Source organism: Pseudomonas acericola (SeqCode) (assembly GCF_053456465.1).
In genome coordinates, this window is sequence record NZ_JBRFJB010000007.1 from 6,796 (window position 1) to 25,989 (window position 19,194).

Annotated in this window: 11 protein-coding genes; 4 read left to right on the plus strand and 7 right to left on the minus strand. The window is 60.6% G+C overall.

Features of this window, described 5'->3' with window-relative positions; translation table 11 throughout:
- The first annotated feature begins 141 nt into the window (after positions 1-141).
- Complete coding sequence (locus tag ACU688_RS22670; RefSeq protein WP_448186451.1) at positions 142-8,304, plus strand: beta strand repeat-containing protein; 8,163 nt, start codon at positions 142-144, stop codon at positions 8,302-8,304.
- A 124-nt stretch (positions 8,305-8,428) separates the two neighbouring features.
- Positions 8,429-8,767: a hypothetical protein gene (locus ACU688_RS22675; protein WP_017738335.1), complete on the plus strand. Its 339-nt coding sequence runs from the start codon at positions 8,429-8,431 to the stop codon at positions 8,765-8,767.
- Positions 8,768-8,823: 56 nt separating this feature from the next.
- Here the strand turns inward: ACU688_RS22675 and lapD are convergent, their stop codons facing one another.
- Both lapD and lapG read right to left on the minus strand, forming a co-directional pair.
- Positions 8,824-10,770, minus strand: a complete 1,947-nt coding sequence (gene lapD, locus ACU688_RS22680; protein WP_448186452.1) for a cyclic di-GMP receptor LapD — start codon at positions 10,768-10,770, stop codon at positions 8,824-8,826.
- Between the two features lie 11 nt (positions 10,771-10,781).
- The gene (gene lapG / locus ACU688_RS22685; RefSeq protein WP_207041063.1) at positions 10,782-11,474 is read right to left on the minus strand and encodes a cysteine protease LapG; all 693 of its coding nucleotides are present in this window, start codon (positions 11,472-11,474) and stop codon (positions 10,782-10,784) included.
- A 290-nt stretch (positions 11,475-11,764) separates the two neighbouring features.
- Between lapG and bcsQ the strand changes: the two genes are divergently transcribed.
- Positions 11,765-12,724, plus strand: a complete 960-nt coding sequence (gene bcsQ, locus ACU688_RS22690) for a cellulose biosynthesis protein BcsQ (protein WP_448186453.1) — start codon at positions 11,765-11,767, stop codon at positions 12,722-12,724.
- A gap of 242 nt (positions 12,725-12,966) precedes the next feature.
- On the opposite strand, the gene ACU688_RS22695 is transcribed toward bcsQ, so the two are convergent.
- The 5 genes from ACU688_RS22695 to ACU688_RS22715 all read right to left on the minus strand — a co-directional run bounded on the left by ACU688_RS22695 (position 12,967) and on the right by ACU688_RS22715 (position 17,170).
- A complete protein-coding gene (locus tag ACU688_RS22695; RefSeq protein ID WP_448186454.1) occupies positions 12,967-14,154 on the minus strand; it encodes a methyltransferase in 1,188 nt (395 codons plus the stop codon).
- Positions 14,135-14,824, minus strand: a complete 690-nt coding sequence (locus ACU688_RS22700; protein ID WP_025999969.1) for an ABC transporter permease — start codon at positions 14,822-14,824, stop codon at positions 14,135-14,137. Before ACU688_RS22700 ends, ACU688_RS22695 begins: the two co-directional genes overlap by 20 nt.
- 38 nt (positions 14,825-14,862) lie before the next feature.
- A complete protein-coding gene (locus ACU688_RS22705; protein WP_017738340.1) occupies positions 14,863-15,558 on the minus strand; it encodes an ABC transporter permease in 696 nt (231 codons plus the stop codon).
- Between the two features lie 72 nt (positions 15,559-15,630).
- On the minus strand, positions 15,631-16,383 hold the full coding sequence (locus tag ACU688_RS22710) for a transporter substrate-binding domain-containing protein (RefSeq protein WP_448186455.1): 753 nt from the start codon (positions 16,381-16,383) through the stop codon (positions 15,631-15,633).
- Positions 16,384-16,396: 13 nt separating this feature from the next.
- Complete coding sequence (locus ACU688_RS22715) at positions 16,397-17,170, minus strand: ABC transporter ATP-binding protein (RefSeq protein ID WP_017738342.1); 774 nt, start codon at positions 17,168-17,170, stop codon at positions 16,397-16,399.
- 553 nt (positions 17,171-17,723) lie between these two features.
- Here ACU688_RS22715 and gabP point away from each other — a divergent pair.
- The gene (gene gabP, locus ACU688_RS22720) at positions 17,724-19,115 is read left to right on the plus strand and encodes a GABA permease (protein WP_448186456.1); all 1,392 of its coding nucleotides are present in this window, start codon (positions 17,724-17,726) and stop codon (positions 19,113-19,115) included.
- The last annotated feature ends 79 nt before the right edge of the window (positions 19,116-19,194 follow it).

Here is a 19,194-nt window from a genome sequence, read left to right on the forward strand (position 1 = left end):
GAAGAGAACTCGGCCGCTGTAGGTACCGTCGCCGGTACCTTCACTGCGACGGATGAAGAGACTCCACGTTCGGGTCTGACCATTACCTTCACGCCAGGCACCAACTCGGCTGGCTACTACGCCATCGATGGCAACAATGTTGTGCTGACCAAGGCAGGTGCTGACTTCGTTAACGCGGGCAATCAGCTGCCGAAGATTGATCTGACTGTTACTGATCCAGCAGGCGCTCACTCGAATGGCGAAGGCCAGCCGACTGTTAACCTGGTTAACGATGTGCCGGTCATCACTGTTGCTCCGGCCACGATTGAAGAGAACTCGGCCGCTGTAGGTACCGTCGCCGGTACCTTCACTGCGACGGATGAAGAGACTCCACGTTCGGGTCTGACCATTACCTTCACGCCAGGCACCAACTCGGCTGGCTACTACGCCATCGACGGCAACAATGTTGTGCTGACCAAGGCCGGTGCTGACTTCGTTAACGCGGGCAACCAACTGCCGAAGATCGACCTGACTGTTACCGATCCAGCGGGCGCGCATTCGAATGGCGAAGGCCAGCCGACTGTGAACCTGGTTAACGATGTGCCGGTTATCACCGTTGCTCCGGCCACCATCGAAGAGAACTCGGCCGCAGTCGGTACTGTCGCCGGTACCTTCACTGCGACTGACGAAGAGACTCCACGCTCGGGTCTGACCATCACCTTCACTGGCAACAGCAACTCGGCTGGCTACTACGCCATCGACGGCAACAACGTTGTGCTGACCAAAGCAGGTGCTGATTTCGTCAACGCGGGTAATCAGCTGCCGAAGATTGATCTGACTGTTACCGATCCAGCAGGCGCGCATTCGAATGGCGAAGGCCAACCGACTGTTAACCTGGTTAACGACGTGCCGGTGATCACCGTTGCTCCGGCTACCATCGAAGAGAACTCCGCCGCAGTCGGTACTGTCGCCGGTACCTTCACCGCGACCGACGAGGAAACTCCACGTTCGGGTCTGACCATCACCTTCACTGGCAACAGCAACTCGGCTGGCTACTACGCCATCTCCGGCAACAACGTTGTGCTGACCAAAGCCGGTGCTGACTTCGTTAACGCTGGCAACCAGCTGCCGAAAATCGACCTGACCGTTACCGATCCAGCAGGCGCTCACTCGAATGGCGAAGGCCAGCCGACTGTGAACCTGGTGAACGACGTACCGGTGATCACTGTTGCTCCTGCTACGATTGAAGAGAACTCGGCTGCTGTAGGTACCGTCGCTGGTACCTTCACTGCGACCGACGAAGAGACTCCACGTTCGGGTCTGACCATTACCTTCACTCCAGGCACCAACTCGGCTGGCTACTACGCCATCGATGGCAACAATGTTGTGCTGACCAAGGCAGGTGCTGATTTCGTCAACGCGGGCAACCAACTGCCGAAGATCGACCTGACTGTTACCGATCCAGCAGGCGCGCATTCGAATGGCGAAGGCCAACCGACTGTTAACCTGGTTAACGACGTGCCGGTTATTACCGTTGCTCCGGCCACGATTGAAGAGAACTCGGCTGCCGTGGGTACTGTCGCCGGTACCTTCACTGCGACTGACGAAGAGACCCCGCGTTCGGGTCTGACCATCACCTTCACTCCGGGCACCAACGACGCTGGCTACTACGCCATCTCCGGCAACGACGTTGTGCTGACCAAAGCAGGTGCTGATTTCGTCAACGCTGGCAACCAGCTGCCGAAAATCGACCTGACCGTTACCGATCCAGCAGGCGCTCATTCGAATGGCGAAGGCCAACCGACTGTTAACCTGGTTAACGACGTGCCGGTTATCACCGTTGCTCCGGCCACGATTGAAGAGAACTCGGCTGCTGTAGGTACCGTCGCTGGTACCTTCACTGCGACCGACGAAGAGACTCCACGTTCGGGTCTGACCATCACCTTCACTGGCAACAGCAACTCGGCTGGCTACTACGCCATCGACGGCAACAACGTTGTGCTGACCAAAGCCGGTGCTGACTTCGTTAACGCTGGTAACCAGCTGCCGAAGATCGACCTGACTGTTACTGATCCAGCGGGCGCTCACTCGAATGGCGAAGGCCAGCCGACTGTGAACTTGGTTAACGACGTGCCGGTTATCACTGTTGCTCCGGCTACCATCGAAGAGAACTCGGCCGCTGTAGGTACCGTCGCCGGTACTTTCACTGCGACTGACGAAGAGACTCCACGTTCGGGTCTTACCATCACCTTCACCGGCAACAGCAACTCGGCTGGCTACTACGCCATCTCCGGCAACAACGTTGTGCTGACCAAAGCCGGTGCTGACTTCGTTAACGCTGGTAACCAGCTGCCGAAGATCGACCTGACTGTTACTGATCCAGCGGGCGCTCACTCGAATGGCGAAGGCCAGCCGACCGTGAACCTGGTTAACGACGTGCCGGTTATCACTGTTGCTCCGGCTACCATCGAAGAGAACTCGGCCGCTGTCGGTACTGTCGCTGGTACTTTTACCGCGACTGACGAAGAAACTCCACGTGCTGGCCTGACGATCACCTTCACGGGCAACAGCAACGCGGCTGGCTACTACAGCATCTCCGGCAACAACGTTGTGCTGACCAAAGCAGGCGCGGACTTCGTCAACGCGGGCAACCAACTGCCGAAGATCGACCTGACTGTTACCGATCCTGAAGGTCTGAACTCCAGCAACAACGCGCAGCCAGTGGTTAACGTGCACAACGACGTGCCGGTCATCACCGTTACAGCGAATACCCTGGAAGAGAACTCGGTCACTACGGGCACCGTCGCCGGTACCTTCGTCGCGACCGACGAAGAAACTCCACGTGCTGGCCTGACGATCACCTTCACGGCCAACAGCAACGCGGCGGGCTACTACAGCATCTCCGGCAACAACGTTGTGCTGACCAAAGCAGGCGCCGACTTCGTCAACGCGGGCAACCAGCTGCCGAAGATCGACCTGACCGTCACCGACCCAGAAGGCCTGCACTCCAGCAACAACGCGCAGCCAGTGGTTAACGTGCACAACGACGTGCCGGTCATCACCGTTACCGCCAACACCCTGGAAGAGAACTCGGCCGCAGTGGGCACCGTCGCCGGTACCTTCGTTGCGACTGACGAAGAAACTCCACGTGCTGGCCTGACGATCACCTTCACGGGCAACAGCAACGCTGCGGGCTACTACAGCATCTCCGGCAACAACGTTGTGCTGACCAAAGCAGGCGCGGACTTCGTCAACGCGGGCAACCAACTGCCGAAGATCGACCTGACCGTCACCGACCCTGAAGGTCTGAACTCCAGCAACAACGCGCAGCCAGTGGTTAACGTGCACAACGACGTGCCGGTCATCACCGTTACAGCGAATACCCTGGAAGAGAACTCGGCCGCAGTGGGCACCGTCGCCGGTACCTTCGTCGCGACCGACGAAGAGACTCCGCGTGCTGGCCTGACGATCACCTTCACTCCAGGCACCAACGGCGCGGGCTACTACGCCATCTCCGGCAACAACGTTGTGCTGACCAAAGCAGGCGCCGACTTCGTCAACGCGGGCAACCAGCTGCCGAAGATCGACCTGACCGTCACCGACCCAGAAGGCCTGCACTCCAGCAACAACGCGCAGCCAGTGGTTAACGTGCACAACGACGTGCCGGTCATCACCGTTACCGCCAACACCCTGGAAGAGAACTCGGCCGCAGTGGGCACCGTCGCCGGTACCTTCGTTGCGACTGACGAAGAAACTCCGCGCGCTGGCCTGACCATCACCTTCACTCCAGGCACCAACGGCGCGGGCTACTACGCCATCTCCGGCAACAACGTTGTGCTGACCAAAGCAGGTGCTGATTTCGTCAACGCGGGTAACCAGTTGCCGAAGATCGACCTGACCGTCACCGACCCAGAAGGTCTGAACTCCAAAGGTTCCGACCAGCCAGTGGTCAACCTGCACAACGATGTACCGGTCATCACCGTTACCGCCAACACCCTGGAAGAAAACTCGGTCACCACGGGCACCGTCGCCGGTACCTTCGTCGCGACCGACGAAGAGACTCCGCGTGCTGGCCTGACGATCACCTTCACTCCAGGCACCAACGGCGCGGGCTACTACGCCATCTCCGGCAACAACGTTGTGCTGACCAAAGCAGGCGCGGACTTCGTCAACGCGGGCAACCAACTGCCGAAGATCGACCTGACTGTTACCGATCCTGAAGGTCTGAACTCCAGCAACAACGCGCAGCCAGTGGTTAACGTGCACAACGACGTGCCGGTCATCACCGTTACCGCCAACACCCTGGAAGAAAACTCGGTCACTACAGGCACCGTCGCCGGTACCTTCGTTGCGACCGACGAAGAAACTCCACGTGCTGGCCTGACGATCACCTTCACCGGCAACAGCAACTCGGCTGGCTACTACGCCATCTCCGGCAACAACGTGGTGCTGACCCAGAAAGGTGCTGACTTCGTCAACGCCGGCAACCAGCTGCCGAAGATCGACCTGACTGTCGCTGACCCAGAAGGCCTGAACTCCAGCAACAACGCGCAGCCAGTGGTTAACGTGCACAACGACGTGCCAGTGATCACCATCACGCCGGCCACCATCGTTGAAGACACCGCCAAGGTCGGCACCGTGGCCGGTACCTTCGTTGCGACCGACGAAGAAACCCCACGTTCGGGCCTGACCATCACCTTCACCGGCACCACCAACGCGAGCGGCTACTACAGCATCTCCGGCAACAACGTGGTGCTGACCCAGAAAGGTGCTGATTTCGTCAACGCCGGCAACCAGCTGCCGAAGATCGACCTGACCGTCACCGACCCAGAAGGCCTGAACTCGCATAACGTGGCGCAACCGACTGTGACCTTGGTCGACGACACCCCAACCGCCACCAACGGCTCCATCCAGAGCAACGAAGACACCCCGGTCGAACTGACCTGGGCCACCTTCGGCGTCAAGGATGAAGACTCGGCGAACCCGAAAGTGGTGTTCACCGCGCTGCCTGCCGGTTCCATCGAGTACAACGTCAACGGCGTGTGGGTCAAACTCACCACGGCAGATCTGGCAACCGCCACTTCGGCCGGCAAGGCCTTCAGCCAGGCGGACTTCGATAACCACAACGTGCGTTACAGCCCGGCGGAGAACGAGTCCGGCGACAGCAGCTTCGGCGGCACCGGCGTGGGCAACAAGCAAGGTCACTACACCGAGCTGAAGTTCCAGGCCACCGACGGCAATACCAACAGCGAGACCAAAACCATCACCGTGGATATCCATCCGCTGGCGGATGCGGGCGTTGTGACGGTGACTCAGGCCGGCGCTGCGGCGCAGGGCCTGGTTATCCAGACCTGGACGGGCGGCAACTTGCCGACCGCGTTGGGCACCAACGGTAACGGCGTGGTCAAATCCGACGACCTGATCAAGGTCATTGACGCCAAAACCGCGGCCAGCGCTGTGTCCACCGGTGTGATCCACACCGTGGCCAACGACAATGTGACGGCCACCACCGCGACCAAGGTCTCGGGCCTGATCTACCTGGAAGCCGGCAAGAGCTATACCTTCACCGGTACGGCCGACGACAGCCTGGCAATCACCGTGGGCGGCAAGCTGGTTGCGACCGAAACCTGGAGCAGCGGCAGCGCGATTACCGGCTCGGCCTACACGCCGACCGAGTCGGGCTACTACACCCTCGACATCTACCACTACAACCAGGCTGGCGCGGGTAACTACAACGTCAATGTGTCGATCAACAACGCCCCGTCGGTGTCGTTGGGCAGCAGCGGCATCCAGACCTACACCAGCATCGAGGCGTTGAAAGCCGCCGGTGCGGTGTTGGGCGACAGCCATGTGGTCAATGGCGAGGGTTACTACACCGGGTACGTCTACAACAGCGGCCTGGAAGACACCGTCATCAAGGTCAGCCCGATTACCGCCACGTTTACCGATAACGACGGTTCGGAATTGCACAAGGTGGAGATCAGCGGCCTGCCGAAAGGCACCGTGATCACCGACGGCACCACCGGCCACACCTACACCTCGACTGGTACGGGCACGCTCTACGATGTCAGCACCTGGAACCTGAAAACCCTGACGGTCACGCCGGTCAAGGATTCCACCGGTACCTTCGACCTGACTGTGAAGGCAACCTCCACCGAGCAGAGCACCGGTGAAACCGTGACATCGAGCGGCAAGGTGAGCATCGTGATCACCCCGGTCAACGACGCCCCAGTGCTGGACCTCAGCACCGCGGACGGCGCTCTCGCCACCGGCTACAGCACCTCGTACACCGAGCGTTCCGACGCCGGCGTGGCGATCACCGCCAGCGTGGGTATCGCTGACGTCGATAGCACGCAGATGCAAAGTGCGACCATCACCCTGAAAAACGCCAGCTCGGGCGATCAGCTCAGCTCCAGCCTGATTGCGGTGGGTGGTACTTACAAAGGCGTGACCTTGACCAGCGTCGGCACCGACGTCAGCGGCAAGATCGTGCTGACGCTCTCGGGCGCAGCGGATTCGGCCACTTACAAGGCGCTGCTGGAGTCGTTCCAGTACTCCAGCACCAGCAAGTACCCGACTACCGGTGATCGCCTCATCGACATCTCCGTGAAGGACAGCGCCGGTTCCGACAGCCTGAGTTCGTCGGTCGCCACCAGCACCATCACAGTCAAGTCGCAGGTTTACACCTTGAACCTGGAAGGCGGCGCGGGTGCCGATACCATCGACCTGGGTTCCAGCTCGGCGAACAACATTGTGGTCGGCGACAAAGGCGGTATCACCACGCCGGGTACCAACTACAACATCGCGTTCCTCGTCGACACCTCGGGCAGTATCGGTTCGACCGCCATGAAGTCGATCAAAGATCAGCTCTCGAGCATCTTCGATACCTTGATTGCCAATGCCGCGACTAAAGACTCGGGCGTTGTGAAAGTACTGCTGGTGGACTTCGACACCCGCGTTCAGTCTGAAGTCTCGGTCAACCTGGCCGACAAGACCGCCGCCAAGGCGGCCTTGCAGGCCGTGTTGAACCAGATGGTGTCCAATTCCAGCGACATGACCAACTACCAGGACGCGTTCAAAGCGGCCTCGGATTGGTTCAAGAGCAGCGACGCCACCAGCAACGCCGGTGCGAAAAACCTCACGTACTTCATCACCGACGGTTCGCCGAACGTGTACACCGACGTGCAGGGCAACCCAAACCTGAACAGCGGCCGGGGCTCATCCGTTTACTTCGACAACGTGGTGAACAACTCCAATTACGTCCTGGGCCAGAGCAATTCGGTCTACGCCGTGATCAATGGCAGCTGGCGGGTGGTTGTCGATGGCAGCGGTAAGGTTTACTCCTACGACAGCCGCGGCAACTCGACCTATGAAGGTACGGTTGTGGCCAACAGCAATGGCGGCTTTGACGTTGCTGCGGTCTACCAGAGCTCCAATACCGCACTGGCAAACGCCAAGACGGCCTACAGCGACCTGGTCAACTCGGTGCCCGACAAAGTCGTGGTCGAGGCGATTGGCTTGGGTTCGAGCATCGATAGCGCCGTGCTCAAGCAGTTCGATACCGACCAGCAGGTTTCGACCATCGATACCGCGAAGCTGGCAGACGCCATCACCGGCCACACCGCCGATGCTGGCGCGGACAACGTATCCGGTGGTTCGGGCAACGACATCCTGTTCGGCGACCTGATCAGCTACAAAGGTCAGGAAGGCAACGCGGCGCTTAAGGCCTTCGCTGCCGAGAAGCTGTCCATTGCGGTTGATCAGTTGGATGATCGCACCTTGCACCAGTACATCACTGAGCACGTGCAGGACGTCGGGGCCTTGGCCAACGCGTCGAACATCTACGGCACCAACGATGGCGCCGACACCCTGCTGGGTGGCGTAGGCAACGACATCCTGTTCGGCCAGGGCGGCAACGACACCCTCAATGGCGGTGCCGGCAACGACATCCTGGTGGGCGGCAAGGGCAATGACATCCTGACCGGCGGCGCAGGTGCCGATACGTTCGTCTGGCTCAAAGGCGATACCAACACCAGCGGTGGCTTTGATCGCATCACTGACTTCAAGCACAGCGAAGGCGACAAGCTGGACCTGTCCGACTTGCTGCAAGGCAATAACGACACCAACTTGGCGAACTACCTGAAGTTGACCACCGACTCGTCGGGCAACTCGACGCTGAGCGTGAGCAGCACCGGTTCGTTCACCGCCAGTGGCGGTACGGCCGATGTGACGATCAAGGTCGACGGCGCGAACTGGGGCAGTGGCAGCACCGCGATCAACAACCTGATCGCCGGTGGCGACCTGACCGTCAAGCACCACGACTGATCACCACCGGGGCGGCAATCTTTCGGGATTGGCGCCCCAGTGGCATCGGCTGCGGGAAAATGTGTGTAATCTCTGTGGGCGTCGTGCGCGGCGCCTGCAGGGATTTTTTATTGGGAGAACGCTGATGTTCTACGTGCAACGCGATCAAAACAACGCTTTGGTACGCGTCGAGGCGCAGGCCTACGCGGAAGCCACCGAGACGCTACCGGCTGACCATCATGAGATCCAGGCGTGGTTTGCCGGCGATGAGATCGAAGACAGCCTCAAGCAGCTGAAGAACAGTGACCTTGAGATGATTCGAGTGCTGGACGACTTGATTCAGGTGCTGACGTCCAAAGGCGTGATCCGCATCACCGACTTGCCGCCGGCAGCACAGGCCAAGTTTCTGGAGCGGACCCAGGCCCGGGCGGCGCTGGGTGGCTTGAGTGAACTGATCAATGACGATGAAACCGGCCTGATCTGAACACGCCACACCTCCTTCACGGCATCAGCGTCAAGGAGGCATGAGGAGTCGACGTTTTACTTCCAGGGCGCCGGTTCACCGACCAGTTGGCCTTGCACCCCTTCTACGCCCATCTCACGGATTACCCGCAATTCACCCTCGGTTTCCACGCGCTCGGCAATCAACGGCAGGTCAATGCTGTGGGCGGCCCGCTGGATCGCTTCGATAAAGATGCGCTTGTGGCTTTCCTGGTCAATGGTACGGATGTAGCTGCCGTCAATCTTGAGGTAGGCCAGGCCCAAGTGCGCCAGGTTGCCGATCATGCTGAAGCGCCCACCGAAACGTTGCAGGCCTAGGCTGTAGCCCAGGCTGCGCATGCGCCGGATGAGCTGCTCCAACTGGGTTTGCTCGGGCACTTGCTCTTCGCCGATTTCCAGGGTCAGACGCGGCCCCAGGGTTGGGTGCTGGGCCAGGCGTTCGAAGATCTGCTCCATGGCCTGCGGGTCGTTCAACGTGGCGGCGGAGAGGTTCAGGGCCACTGACTGGTTGTGTTGGGCTAATTGCTTGATGACCAGATCAAGCATCACTTGGTCGAGGCGTGCGGTCCAGCCGAAGCGCTCCAGCCATGGCAGGAAGTGGCCCGCCGCAATGGTTTGGTCTTCGTTGTCGAGCAGGCGCGACAGGACTTTGTAGTGCAGCACCCGCTGGGTATCGCTGCTGCTCACCACCGGCTGGAAGAACAGGCGAAAACGCCCTTGCTTCAGGGCATGGTCGAGCAGGGTATGCCAGCTGTGCGGGTCATCGCTGACGGTGCCGGCGGTCTGGTGTTCCAGGCACACCCAGCTCTGGCCGCTGCTGGCTTCCGCCTGGGTCAGGGCCTGGTCGGCCAGCATCAACAGGTCGGCCGAGGCGTCGCCGGGGTTGTAGGGGGCCAAGCCGATGTAGGCCACGGTAGGCATGTCGGTGGCGCCGGTTTCGTACAGGCTCTGCAAGGTGGCTTCCAGCTCCTGGGCCAATTGCCGGGCTTCGTCACGCACCAGGCCCGGCGCGAGTACCGCGAATTCACCGCCACGGCTGCGGGTGATCAGGTTGTGGGTTTCCGGGTATTTGGCGCAGGTGCGCACCAGTTGCTGGCTGACGGCTTGCAGCAACTGGTCGGTGCGCTGCCCGCCAAGGCGCTGGTTGAGGCCGCCGAGGTCGTTGACGCGCAGCATCAGCAGGTAGCCGGAACTGGGTTCTTCGAGGTTGCTGACGCGGGAGCTGAGCTGCATCTCGAAATAGCGCCGGTTGGCCAGGCCGGTCAGGCTGTCCTGATAGGACTCCACGCGCAGCTTCTCGCTGCGCTCGGTCTGCTCGTGGAACAGCGCCTTGAGCTTCTCCACCATCTGGTTCATGGCCTGCACTACGCGGCGCAATTCCGGGGTGCGCGGCAGGTCGGGCAGGCTGAGGAATTCACGCCGGGCAATGGCGTGGGATTGCTCGACCATATAGTCCAGCGGCCTGAGCTGGCGGCGCAGCAGCAAGGCGCCAAGGATGGCGCTCGCCGCCCCGCACAGCAGCAGCCAGCCGAGGCTGCCCAGGGCGCTCTGCCAGAGTTTGGCCAGGGCGAACATCGGGTGGCTCACCACCTCCACGCGCGCCGCCTGCTGCCAGCCACGGCTGACGATGGCATCGCCACCGGCCGGCGCGAGGCCGATCATCTTCACGAACCAGGCCGGCACGCCGTTGGCGTCGGGCTCGGCGGAGCGTTCCACCAGCACCTGGTCATTGCTCAGGTCGATCACGCGGATGCTGGCGTAGTAGCCACTGTCAAAGATCGAGCTGACCATCAGTTCGGTCATCGCCGGGTCATCGATGTTCGGCGTCAGCGACAGCGCCAGCGCGGTGGCCGCGTCCTGGGCGTGGGAGCGCAACTGGTTGACGTACTGGGTACGCGAGCTTTCCAGGCTGACCACGAAGCTACCGCTGAAGGCGACCACGAGAAACACACAGATAGCGATCAGCAATTGTTTGAACAGTGACATCGTAGCTCCTGTTAATTATCCGAACTGGCCGGAAACCCTTCGGCGGTCATTTTCTTCAAGACATCCTGCCAGCGCGACAGGCGCTTGGTGTCACCGACTTTCTTGTTGCCCGCCGCCCCGGTCAGCCACAGCCCTTCACCGTTGAACGCGTAGACCGGCAGCAGGTCGGTGCGCTGGCTGGCGGGCAGGATCGGGTCCATCAGGCTGTCCAGCACCAACGGCATGGCTTCGGGGCTGGCGTAGTAGGTCAGCACCATGTGCGCACGGTTCTGGCGCAAGGCCTTTACGTAGGTAATGCGCAGCTTGTCGGCCGGGATGCCGAGGTTACGCAGGCTGAAGTATTTGGCGATGGCGTAGTCTTCGCAGTCACCGGCGCCTTTCCACAGGGATTGAATGGGGGTCGCCCAGTAATCAATCTCGTGCCACAGGTCGATATCTTCTTCGTACTTCATCTGCCGGTTGAAGAACAGGTTGACCACTTTGAGTTGCTCAAGCTCGCCGATTTGCTTCTGCGTAGACAGCAGGTTTTGCCAGGCATCGATGCGTTGGCGCCCGGCGCCCAGTGGGCCATAGAGCGCTTCGGCGCGGCGGCTGATCTGGCTGAAATCCCAATCGGCATGCAAATCGCCCAGCAGCCCGCCACCCAGCATCAGCGTGATGGCAAAACCGAACAGAATTCGGGGGATTTTAAAGCGTATTGCCACAGCTATACCCGAGCTTGCAGCCTGGAAGGTGCGGCAATGGTGCGGTGATAGCGGGCAAAAAACAATGGCACGGTGAAATCACGGGGCCATAAATAACGGGATTTGAACGTCAGTAAATTGGCTATTTTCCGCTCGTCCGAAAGAGCGCGGAGAATATCATCAAAATAATGACACCCCCTGATCTCTGTCACAAAATGGTCCAACAAAAGCGCCTACAAAAAGACTGCGGTAAGCCCCTTGTTTCTTGCCGACCTCCCACGTCTTTAACGCGCCGTGAAGGAGCTCCGGCCATGAGCCGCACTGATGATCTGTTTGCCCTGTTCGGTAAGGGCGTGTCCCGCGACCCTGAAGGGCGCAACGCTCGACTGCACTTTTTCGGCACCATCCCCTTCGATGATGGCACTCGCGTGAATGCGAAGGACGGTTCGCGCTTCAGCGCCAATACGCCTTATGCCTACGAACACTCCCTGCCATTTGATGCGAACGCACCGCACCCGACGGTGATGGCCGTGGTCTCCGTCAATGGTGGCGTTGGCCGCAGTACCCTGGTCACGGCCCTGAGCAGCGGCTTGCAGCGCCTGGGCGAGTCCGTGGTGGCGCTGGATCTCGACCCGCAGAACGCCTTGCGCCAGCACTTTGGTGTGGGCCATGAGCTACCGGGTATCGGCCGCACCAGCTTGATCAATGCGCAATGGGAAAGTGTCTTGCAAACCGGGTTTGCCGGTTGTCAGGTGATGCCCTTTGGCGACACTGATGTGCAGCAGCAGGAAAACCTCCAACGCTGGCTCACCCGTGAGCCGACGTGGCTGGCGCAGCGCCTGTCGGTGCTGGGCTTGAGCGAGCGCCAGACGGTGATCATCGATACGCCTGCTGGCAATAATGCGTACCTGCACCAAGCGTTGAACGTCGCCGACATCGTGTTGGTGGTGGTGCAGCCGGACGCCGCCTGCCTCGGCACGCTGGACCAGATGGAGGCCTTGTTGGCGCCATACCGTGAGCGCCACCACCAGCCGCGTTGTCACTTCGTGATCAACCAGTTGGATGAGCATTCGGCGTTCAGCCTGGACATGGTCGAAGCGTTCAAGCTGCGCCTGGGTGAACAACTGCTGGATGTCGTACACCGCGACCTGGCCTTCAGCGAAGCCCTGGCCTTTGGCTCGGACCCGCTGGATAACGTGGGCCAGAGCCTTGCCAGCGACGATATCAACGAGCTGTGCCGCGTACTGATCAGGCCAAAAAACACGCCCTGAGCGGTCGCGTTATAGGCGGGATGCCAGATGCTTATGCACAATTGGTTGGTTGCTGCGGGGATTAAACAGCGATTTTGTGGATCTGTTCTCAACACGTCGCAACTGCCTGTTTTGCGTGCGTTTTATTTTGTGAACAAAAAATGATCAGCCTGGCTTTTGGCCTGTAACGCAGACGGCTACAGGCGCTGTAAAAAATTCATCAACAGAGTTATCCACAGGCTTGGCTGCGACAATTTTGCCCTTTAATCGCGCTCGGCGAGCACCATCAAGTTGCGCGGCGTCAATGCCGCTTCGCAAAAGCTGCCCACCTCAACCCTGTAGCCGTTTTCGCGCAGGAACAGTGCCCGATCCAGCACCAGCCAAACCTCCAGCGGGCGCCGAAACAGACCACGCACCAATTCCAGGTTCCTGACCTCGGCCAAACGCCGCCAGCCGTGCGCTTCCAACGCCAGCCAATCCTGTTCACCTGTGGATAACCCTTTGAGTGCCGCCAGTTCCCGGCAGTAGTCGGCGAAGGGTTTGTCCAGCCAGGCGCTGGGCAGTGAAGGGGTGGGCGAGTAGGTGTCGCAGCCGCGCAGTTGCCGTTGCAGGTGATCGAAGCCCAGGCGCCGCGCCATGGAAATATCTCGCTGGCGACGCACGCGGGCGCCGGCGGTGACGGTTTCGCTGAGGGGCAGGCCAAGGTCGTCGATTGACAGCTGCAATGCCGAGGCCTGGCCTGCGCTGGACAGTGCTTGATAACGCTGTGTGCCGATGCGGTTGTAGCAGCAGGGCGCCAGGGCCAGTTGTTTGCAGCCGGCGCTGCTGGCCAGTTGCAGTAGGCGCACGTGCAGGTCTCCGCAGGCGTGCAGGGCGATGGGGGTGTGTTCGGCGCTGATTGCGACGTCGGCCATCACATCTTGCAGGCGGTGGGTCACAGGCAAACCGTGGTGTTCGCTCAAGGCCTGGCCGGCGGCGATCAGTGTGGGGTCATATTCCAGGCAGGTCAGGTGTTGCCCGGTTTGCAGCAAGCGGCGGCCGAGGTGGCCCTTGCCGGCGCACCAGTCCAGCCAGTGTGTCGGCGTTGCGCCAAATCCCAGCGCCGCGCCGAAGGCTTCGATCTGTTGCCATTTGCGCCCGGGCACATCGACATTCAGGCGATGGCGAGCGGGCTCAAGGGGCATTGTCGGTAACTTATCCACAGCACCGAGCGCCAACGCCTGGGCTGCCAGCTGTGGAAAAGGCGCAGGGGCAGGCAGGTCATGGGGATGGTTGTGGGCGGTTTCGGCGTCGGCCAACGAGCGTTGGCGCAGCCAGTGGGAGAGCGTGGGGTGTTCGGCTTCCCAGGGGAGTTGCCGGTGAGTGAAGGGCCGTGGTCGCCACAGCCCTTGGTGTTCGATCAGGAATGTATCCAGCGCTTCAAAGCGCGCTTCAACGTCCTTGGCACGCATCGACGCGCAGCCAGCGTTCCAGCAGCTTGAAGCCGCGCACCAGGATGTAGGCCATCAACAGGTAGAACAGCCCCGCGGCAAAGAAGATCTCCACCGGCAAGTAGGTGCGGGCAATGATCGTGCGGGCCATGCCGGTCAGTTCCAGCAAGGTCACGGTACTGGCCAGGGCGCTGGCCTTGAGCATCAGGATCACTTCGTTGCTGTACGCCGGCAGGCCGATGCGCGAGGCACGCGGCAGGATGATGTAGAACAGCGTCTTCGGCTTGGACATGCCCAAGGCACGCGCCGCTTCGATCTCACCCGGGGGGATCGCTTGGATCGCGCCGCGCAGGATCTCGGCGATATAGGCGGCGGTGTGCAGGGTCATGGTGGCGGTGGCACACCAGAACGGATCGCGCAGGTACGGCCACATGAAGCTCTCGCGCACCGCATCGAACTGCGCCAGGCCGTAGTAGACCAGGAACAACTGCACCAGCAGCGGCGTCCCCCGGAAAAAGAAGATGTAGGCGTAGGGCAGGGCGCTGACGTACCAGCGCCGCGAGGAGCGGGCGATACCCAGCGGAATCGCCAGCAGCAGGCCAGCGATCACGGCGATGGCCACCAGCTCCAGGGTGAGGATCGCGCCCTGGGCCAGTTTGGGCAGCCACTTGATGATCACGGCCCAGTTCAGGCCCAGGTCGAAATGCGCCAGCCAGCTGTAGTCGCCGCTCATTGGGTGCTCCTTGCAAAGCCGCGGGCGGCGCGTTTTTCCAGGAAGTGCATGGCGGTCATCGCCAGGACGGTGAGGCCCAGGTACATGAAGGCCGCGACCATGAAGAAGGTGAAGGGCTGCTTGGTCACGGTCACGCCGATCTGCGCGTGGCGCATGATTTCTTCCAGGCCGATAACCGAGACCAGCGCGGTGTCCTTCATCAGGATCATGAACAGGTTGCCCAGGCCCGGCAGGGCGATGCGCCACATCTGCGGCATGATCAGGCGGGTGAAGATGCGAAACTTCGACAGGCCCAGTGCCACACCGGCTTCGCGGTGGCCCTTGGGAATGGCGAGGATCGCGCCGCGGAACACTTCGGTGGCGTAGGCGCCAAAGCACAGGCCCAGGGCAATGACCCCGGCGGCAAAGGCGCTGAGGGACAGGTCGGGGTTGCCGAAGAACTCGCCCAGGGCACGCATCAGGTTGACCGTGCCGAAATAAATCAACAGTACCCACAGCAGTTCGGGAATGCCGCGCACGAGGGTCGAGTAAGCGCCGCCAAGCCATTGCAGCGGCTTGTACGGGGACGTCTTGGCCAAGGCGCCGGCCAGGCCAAGCACCAGCCCCAGGCACAGGGCCGTGAGCGCCAGTTTGACGGTCATCAGCGCGCCAGCGGCAAGCGCGGGGCCGAATCCGTAGAGATCGAAATTCATGGTGTTTTCATATCGCAAGGCATTGCTAAAAGCCGACGCGCTCAGGTGAGCGCGCCGGGCATACCGTTCAGATCATTCGATGCTGAAAGGGAAGTACTTGTCGTTGATCTTCTTGTAGGTGCCGTCTGCCTTGATCTCTGCCAGGGCTTTGTTCAGGCGCTCGCGCAGCGGGTCGCCCTTGCGTACGGCGATACCGATCTTGTCGCTTTCTACCACCGGGTCGCCCTTGAACTCGTAGGCGGAACCGTCTTTGCTCTTGAGCCATTCGTACTGCACGTACTTGTCGGCGAGGATGCCGTCGAGGCGGCCTGAGATCAGGTCGAGGTAGGCGTTTTCCTGGGTGTCGTAGAGCTTGGAGGTGGTGTCAGGACGCTCGTCTTCCAGGAACGTACCGGCCAACGTCGCGCGTTGTGCGCCGATGATCTTGCCCTTCAGGTAACCGGCGTCGGTCTTGAAGTCTTTGGTGGCTTTGGGCGCGATGAACTGCAGCTTGTTGGAGTAGTACGGGTCGGTGAAGTCGACGGCCTGCTTGCGTTCATCGGTGATGGACAGCGAGGACACCAGGAAGTCGAACTTCTTGGCGTTCAGGGCCGGGATGATGCCGTCCCAGTCGGACACATACACTTCACACTTCTCGACTTTCATCTTGGCGCAGAGGGCGTCGCCGATGTCCTTGTCGAAGCCCACGACATTGCCGCTGGCGTCTTTATTGTTGAAGGGCGGGTAGGCCGCTTCGATCCCCATTTTCAAGGTCTCTGCCATGGCCGTGGCGCTGAACGCCATCGAGACGGCCGCAGCCAGAAGGAATTTTTTATAGTTCTGCATGCATGTTGCTCCGTTAGCGGTTGCTGGACATGAATTGTTTGCAGCGCGCCGAAAGCGGGTTTTCAAACACCTGCTGTGGCGATCCTTGCTCTTCGACCAGGCCCTGGTGCAGGAACACCACCTCACTGGACACCTGGCGGGCGAAGCCCATTTCATGGGTGACCAGCAGCATGGTGCGGCCTTCTTCGGCCAGCGCGCGGATCACATTAAGTACTTCCTGAACCATTTCCGGGTCAAGGGCCGATGTGGGCTCGTCGAACAGGATCACTTTAGGCTGCATCGCCAGGGTGCGCGCGATGGCGGCCCGTTGTTGTTGGCCACCGGACAATTGCGCGGGGTAGGCATGGCGCTTGTCGCTGATGCCGACCTTGGCCAGCAGGGCTTCGGCCACCTCGATGGCTTCGGCCTTACTCTGGCCGAGCACGCGGCGCGGGGCCTCGATGATGTTGTCGAGGATGCTCATGTGCGGCCACAGGTTAAAGTTTTGAAACACAAAACCGATTTCGCTGCGCAGGCGGTTGATCTGCTTGCCGTCGGCGGCCATCAGCTCGCCGTTTTTCGCAGCCTTGAGCTTGAGCTCTTCGCCAGCCACCAGGATCTGGCCCTGGTGCGGGTTTTCCAGCAGGTTGATGCAGCGCAGGAACGTGGACTTGCCGGAACCGGAGGAACCCAGGATCGAGATCACATCGCCGTCGCGAGCGGTCAGCGAGATACCTTTGAGTACCTCCAGCTCACCATAGCGTTTATGCAAGTTGCGGATTTCAAGCGCGGGCGTGGCCTCGGCCATGTGCGGTCCTCATTGTGTTCGTTGCGTGCTTGCTGTTGGGCCGCCTTCCTGGCGAGGCGCCAAGCTAGCATAGCGTTTGGATGACAGCCAACAGCGCTGCGGACGGTTAACAGGTGGTCTGCGGCAGGGTGTCGCATCGGCACAGTAGCGTGTCGCGCCATCAACAACCGAACAGACGTTTGAACCCGTAAACCGGCAGGCTTCGCGTAAAAAAGGGCGCGATGGTGCCAGCTTTGGCCGGGGGTTGGAAGGGTCAATCGGGCAAACGGTGCATATCAGCCCCGTTATGGCGCGCCACGTACTTTTTGTGTGTGTTTTTGGTGCGTTCTTTCGTTTAGAAGTGAGTCGCACGGTAACGCTATAGCGGAATCTCATTGTTCTCAATGAGTTGCGATGGCTGTTGAATTGTCCTACAGCCCGCGTCAATTGCGGGCTTGTAACATTTTGGCGCAAATCTTGCGTAAAAAATAAAGAACGCCCTGTTGGTTTCTTTTCACGAGAAAGAGCGCAGGCCGGGCGGACCGTTTTCGCAATTCCTCGCAAAGGTGTGTCAATGAGTAGTACGCAAAGCTCCAATGACCTCGAACAGGGGCTCAAACCGCGTCACGTCACCATGCTGTCGATTGCCGGCGTTATTGGTGCCGGTTTGTTTGTTGGCTCCGGCCACGCGATTGCTGCCGCCGGCCCCGCTGTGCTGCTGGCCTACGCCGCCGCCGGTACGCTGGTGGTATTGGTGATGCGCATGCTGGCCGAAATGGCCGTGGCGTCACCGGACACCGGTTCGTTCTCGACGTACGCCGACCGCGCCATCGGTCACTGGGCCGGTTTCACCATCGGTTGGTTGTACTGGTGGTTCTGGGTCCTGGTGATCCCGCTGGAAGCCAACGCCGCCGCGACCATCCTGCACGCCTGGTTCCCGGATATTGCCATTTGGGCGTTTACGCTGGTCATCACCTTGCTGCTGACCGCGACCAACCTGTTCAGCGTGAAGAACTACGGCGAGTTCGAGTTCTGGTTTGCGCTGATCAAAGTCGTGGCCATCGTGGGCTTTGTGATCCTCGGCCTGGCCGCGATCTTCGGCTTCCTGCCGACCAGCCAGGTCAGCGGCGTTTCGCACCTGTTCGACACCCAAGGCTTCATGCCGAACGGCATGGGCGCGGTATTGGCCGCGATCCTCACCACCATGTTCTCCTTCATGGGCACCGAGATCGTCACCATCGCCGCCGCTGAATCGAAGAACCCTGGCCAGCAAATCACCAAGGCCACCAACTCGGTGATCTGGCGGATTGGCTTGTTCTACCTGCTGTCGATCTTCATCGTGGTGTCCCTGGTGCCATGGAACGATCCGACCCTCGCGGCCGTAGGTTCCTACCAGACCGTACTGGAACGCATGGGCATCCCGAACGCCAAGATGATCGTTGATATCGTGGTGCTGGTTGCCGTGACCAGCTGCTTGAACTCGGCGCTGTACACCGCGTCGCGCATGCTGTTCTCCCTGGGCCGTCGCGGTGATGCACCGGCTGTGGCCAAGCGCACCAACAAGAGCGGCACGCCTTATTGGGCAGTGATGCTGTCTACCGGCGCGGCGTTCCTCGCGGTGTTCGCCAACTACGTGGCTCCGGCTGCCGTGTTTGAATTCCTGCTGGCCAGCTCCGGCGCCATCGCGCTGCTGGTGTACCTGGTGATCGCGGTGTCGCAACTGCGTATGCGCCAGAAGCGTACGGCGGCGGGAGAGAAGATTGTCTTCAAGATGTGGCTGTTCCCGGGCCTGACCTACGCGGTGATGGTGTTCATCGTCGGTACGTTGACCATCATGCTGTTCCAGGAAGCGCATCGGGTCGAGATTATTGCGACGGGTGTGTTGAGCTTGCTGGTGGTGGCGGCGGGGCTGATGGTGTCCAGTCGTCGCAAGGCGCAAAGAGTAGGCGCAGCAGTCACTAGCTGACGGAATGCGTTCAAAAATGTGGGAGCGGGCTTGTGTGGGAGCTGGCTTGCCTGCGATAGCATCACCTCGGTATCACTGA

Coding starts and splice junctions, on each gene's coding strand:
- ACU688_RS22675 (WP_017738335.1), top strand. CDS start 8,429: ATGTTCTACGTGCAACGCGATCAAAACAACGCTTTGGTACGCGTCGAG.
- lapD (WP_448186452.1), bottom strand. CDS start 10,770: ATGTCACTGTTCAAACAATTGCTGATCGCTATCTGTGTGTTTCTCGTG.
- bcsQ (WP_448186453.1), top strand. CDS start 11,765: ATGAGCCGCACTGATGATCTGTTTGCCCTGTTCGGTAAGGGCGTGTCC.
- ACU688_RS22695 (WP_448186454.1), bottom strand. CDS start 14,154: ATGCGTGCCAAGGACGTTGAAGCGCGCTTTGAAGCGCTGGATACATTC.
- ACU688_RS22705 (WP_017738340.1), bottom strand. CDS start 15,558: ATGAATTTCGATCTCTACGGATTCGGCCCCGCGCTTGCCGCTGGCGCG.
- ACU688_RS22710 (WP_448186455.1), bottom strand. CDS start 16,383: ATGCAGAACTATAAAAAATTCCTTCTGGCTGCGGCCGTCTCGATGGCG.
- ACU688_RS22715 (WP_017738342.1), bottom strand. CDS start 17,170: ATGGCCGAGGCCACGCCCGCGCTTGAAATCCGCAACTTGCATAAACGC.
- gabP (WP_448186456.1), top strand. CDS start 17,724: ATGAGTAGTACGCAAAGCTCCAATGACCTCGAACAGGGGCTCAAACCG.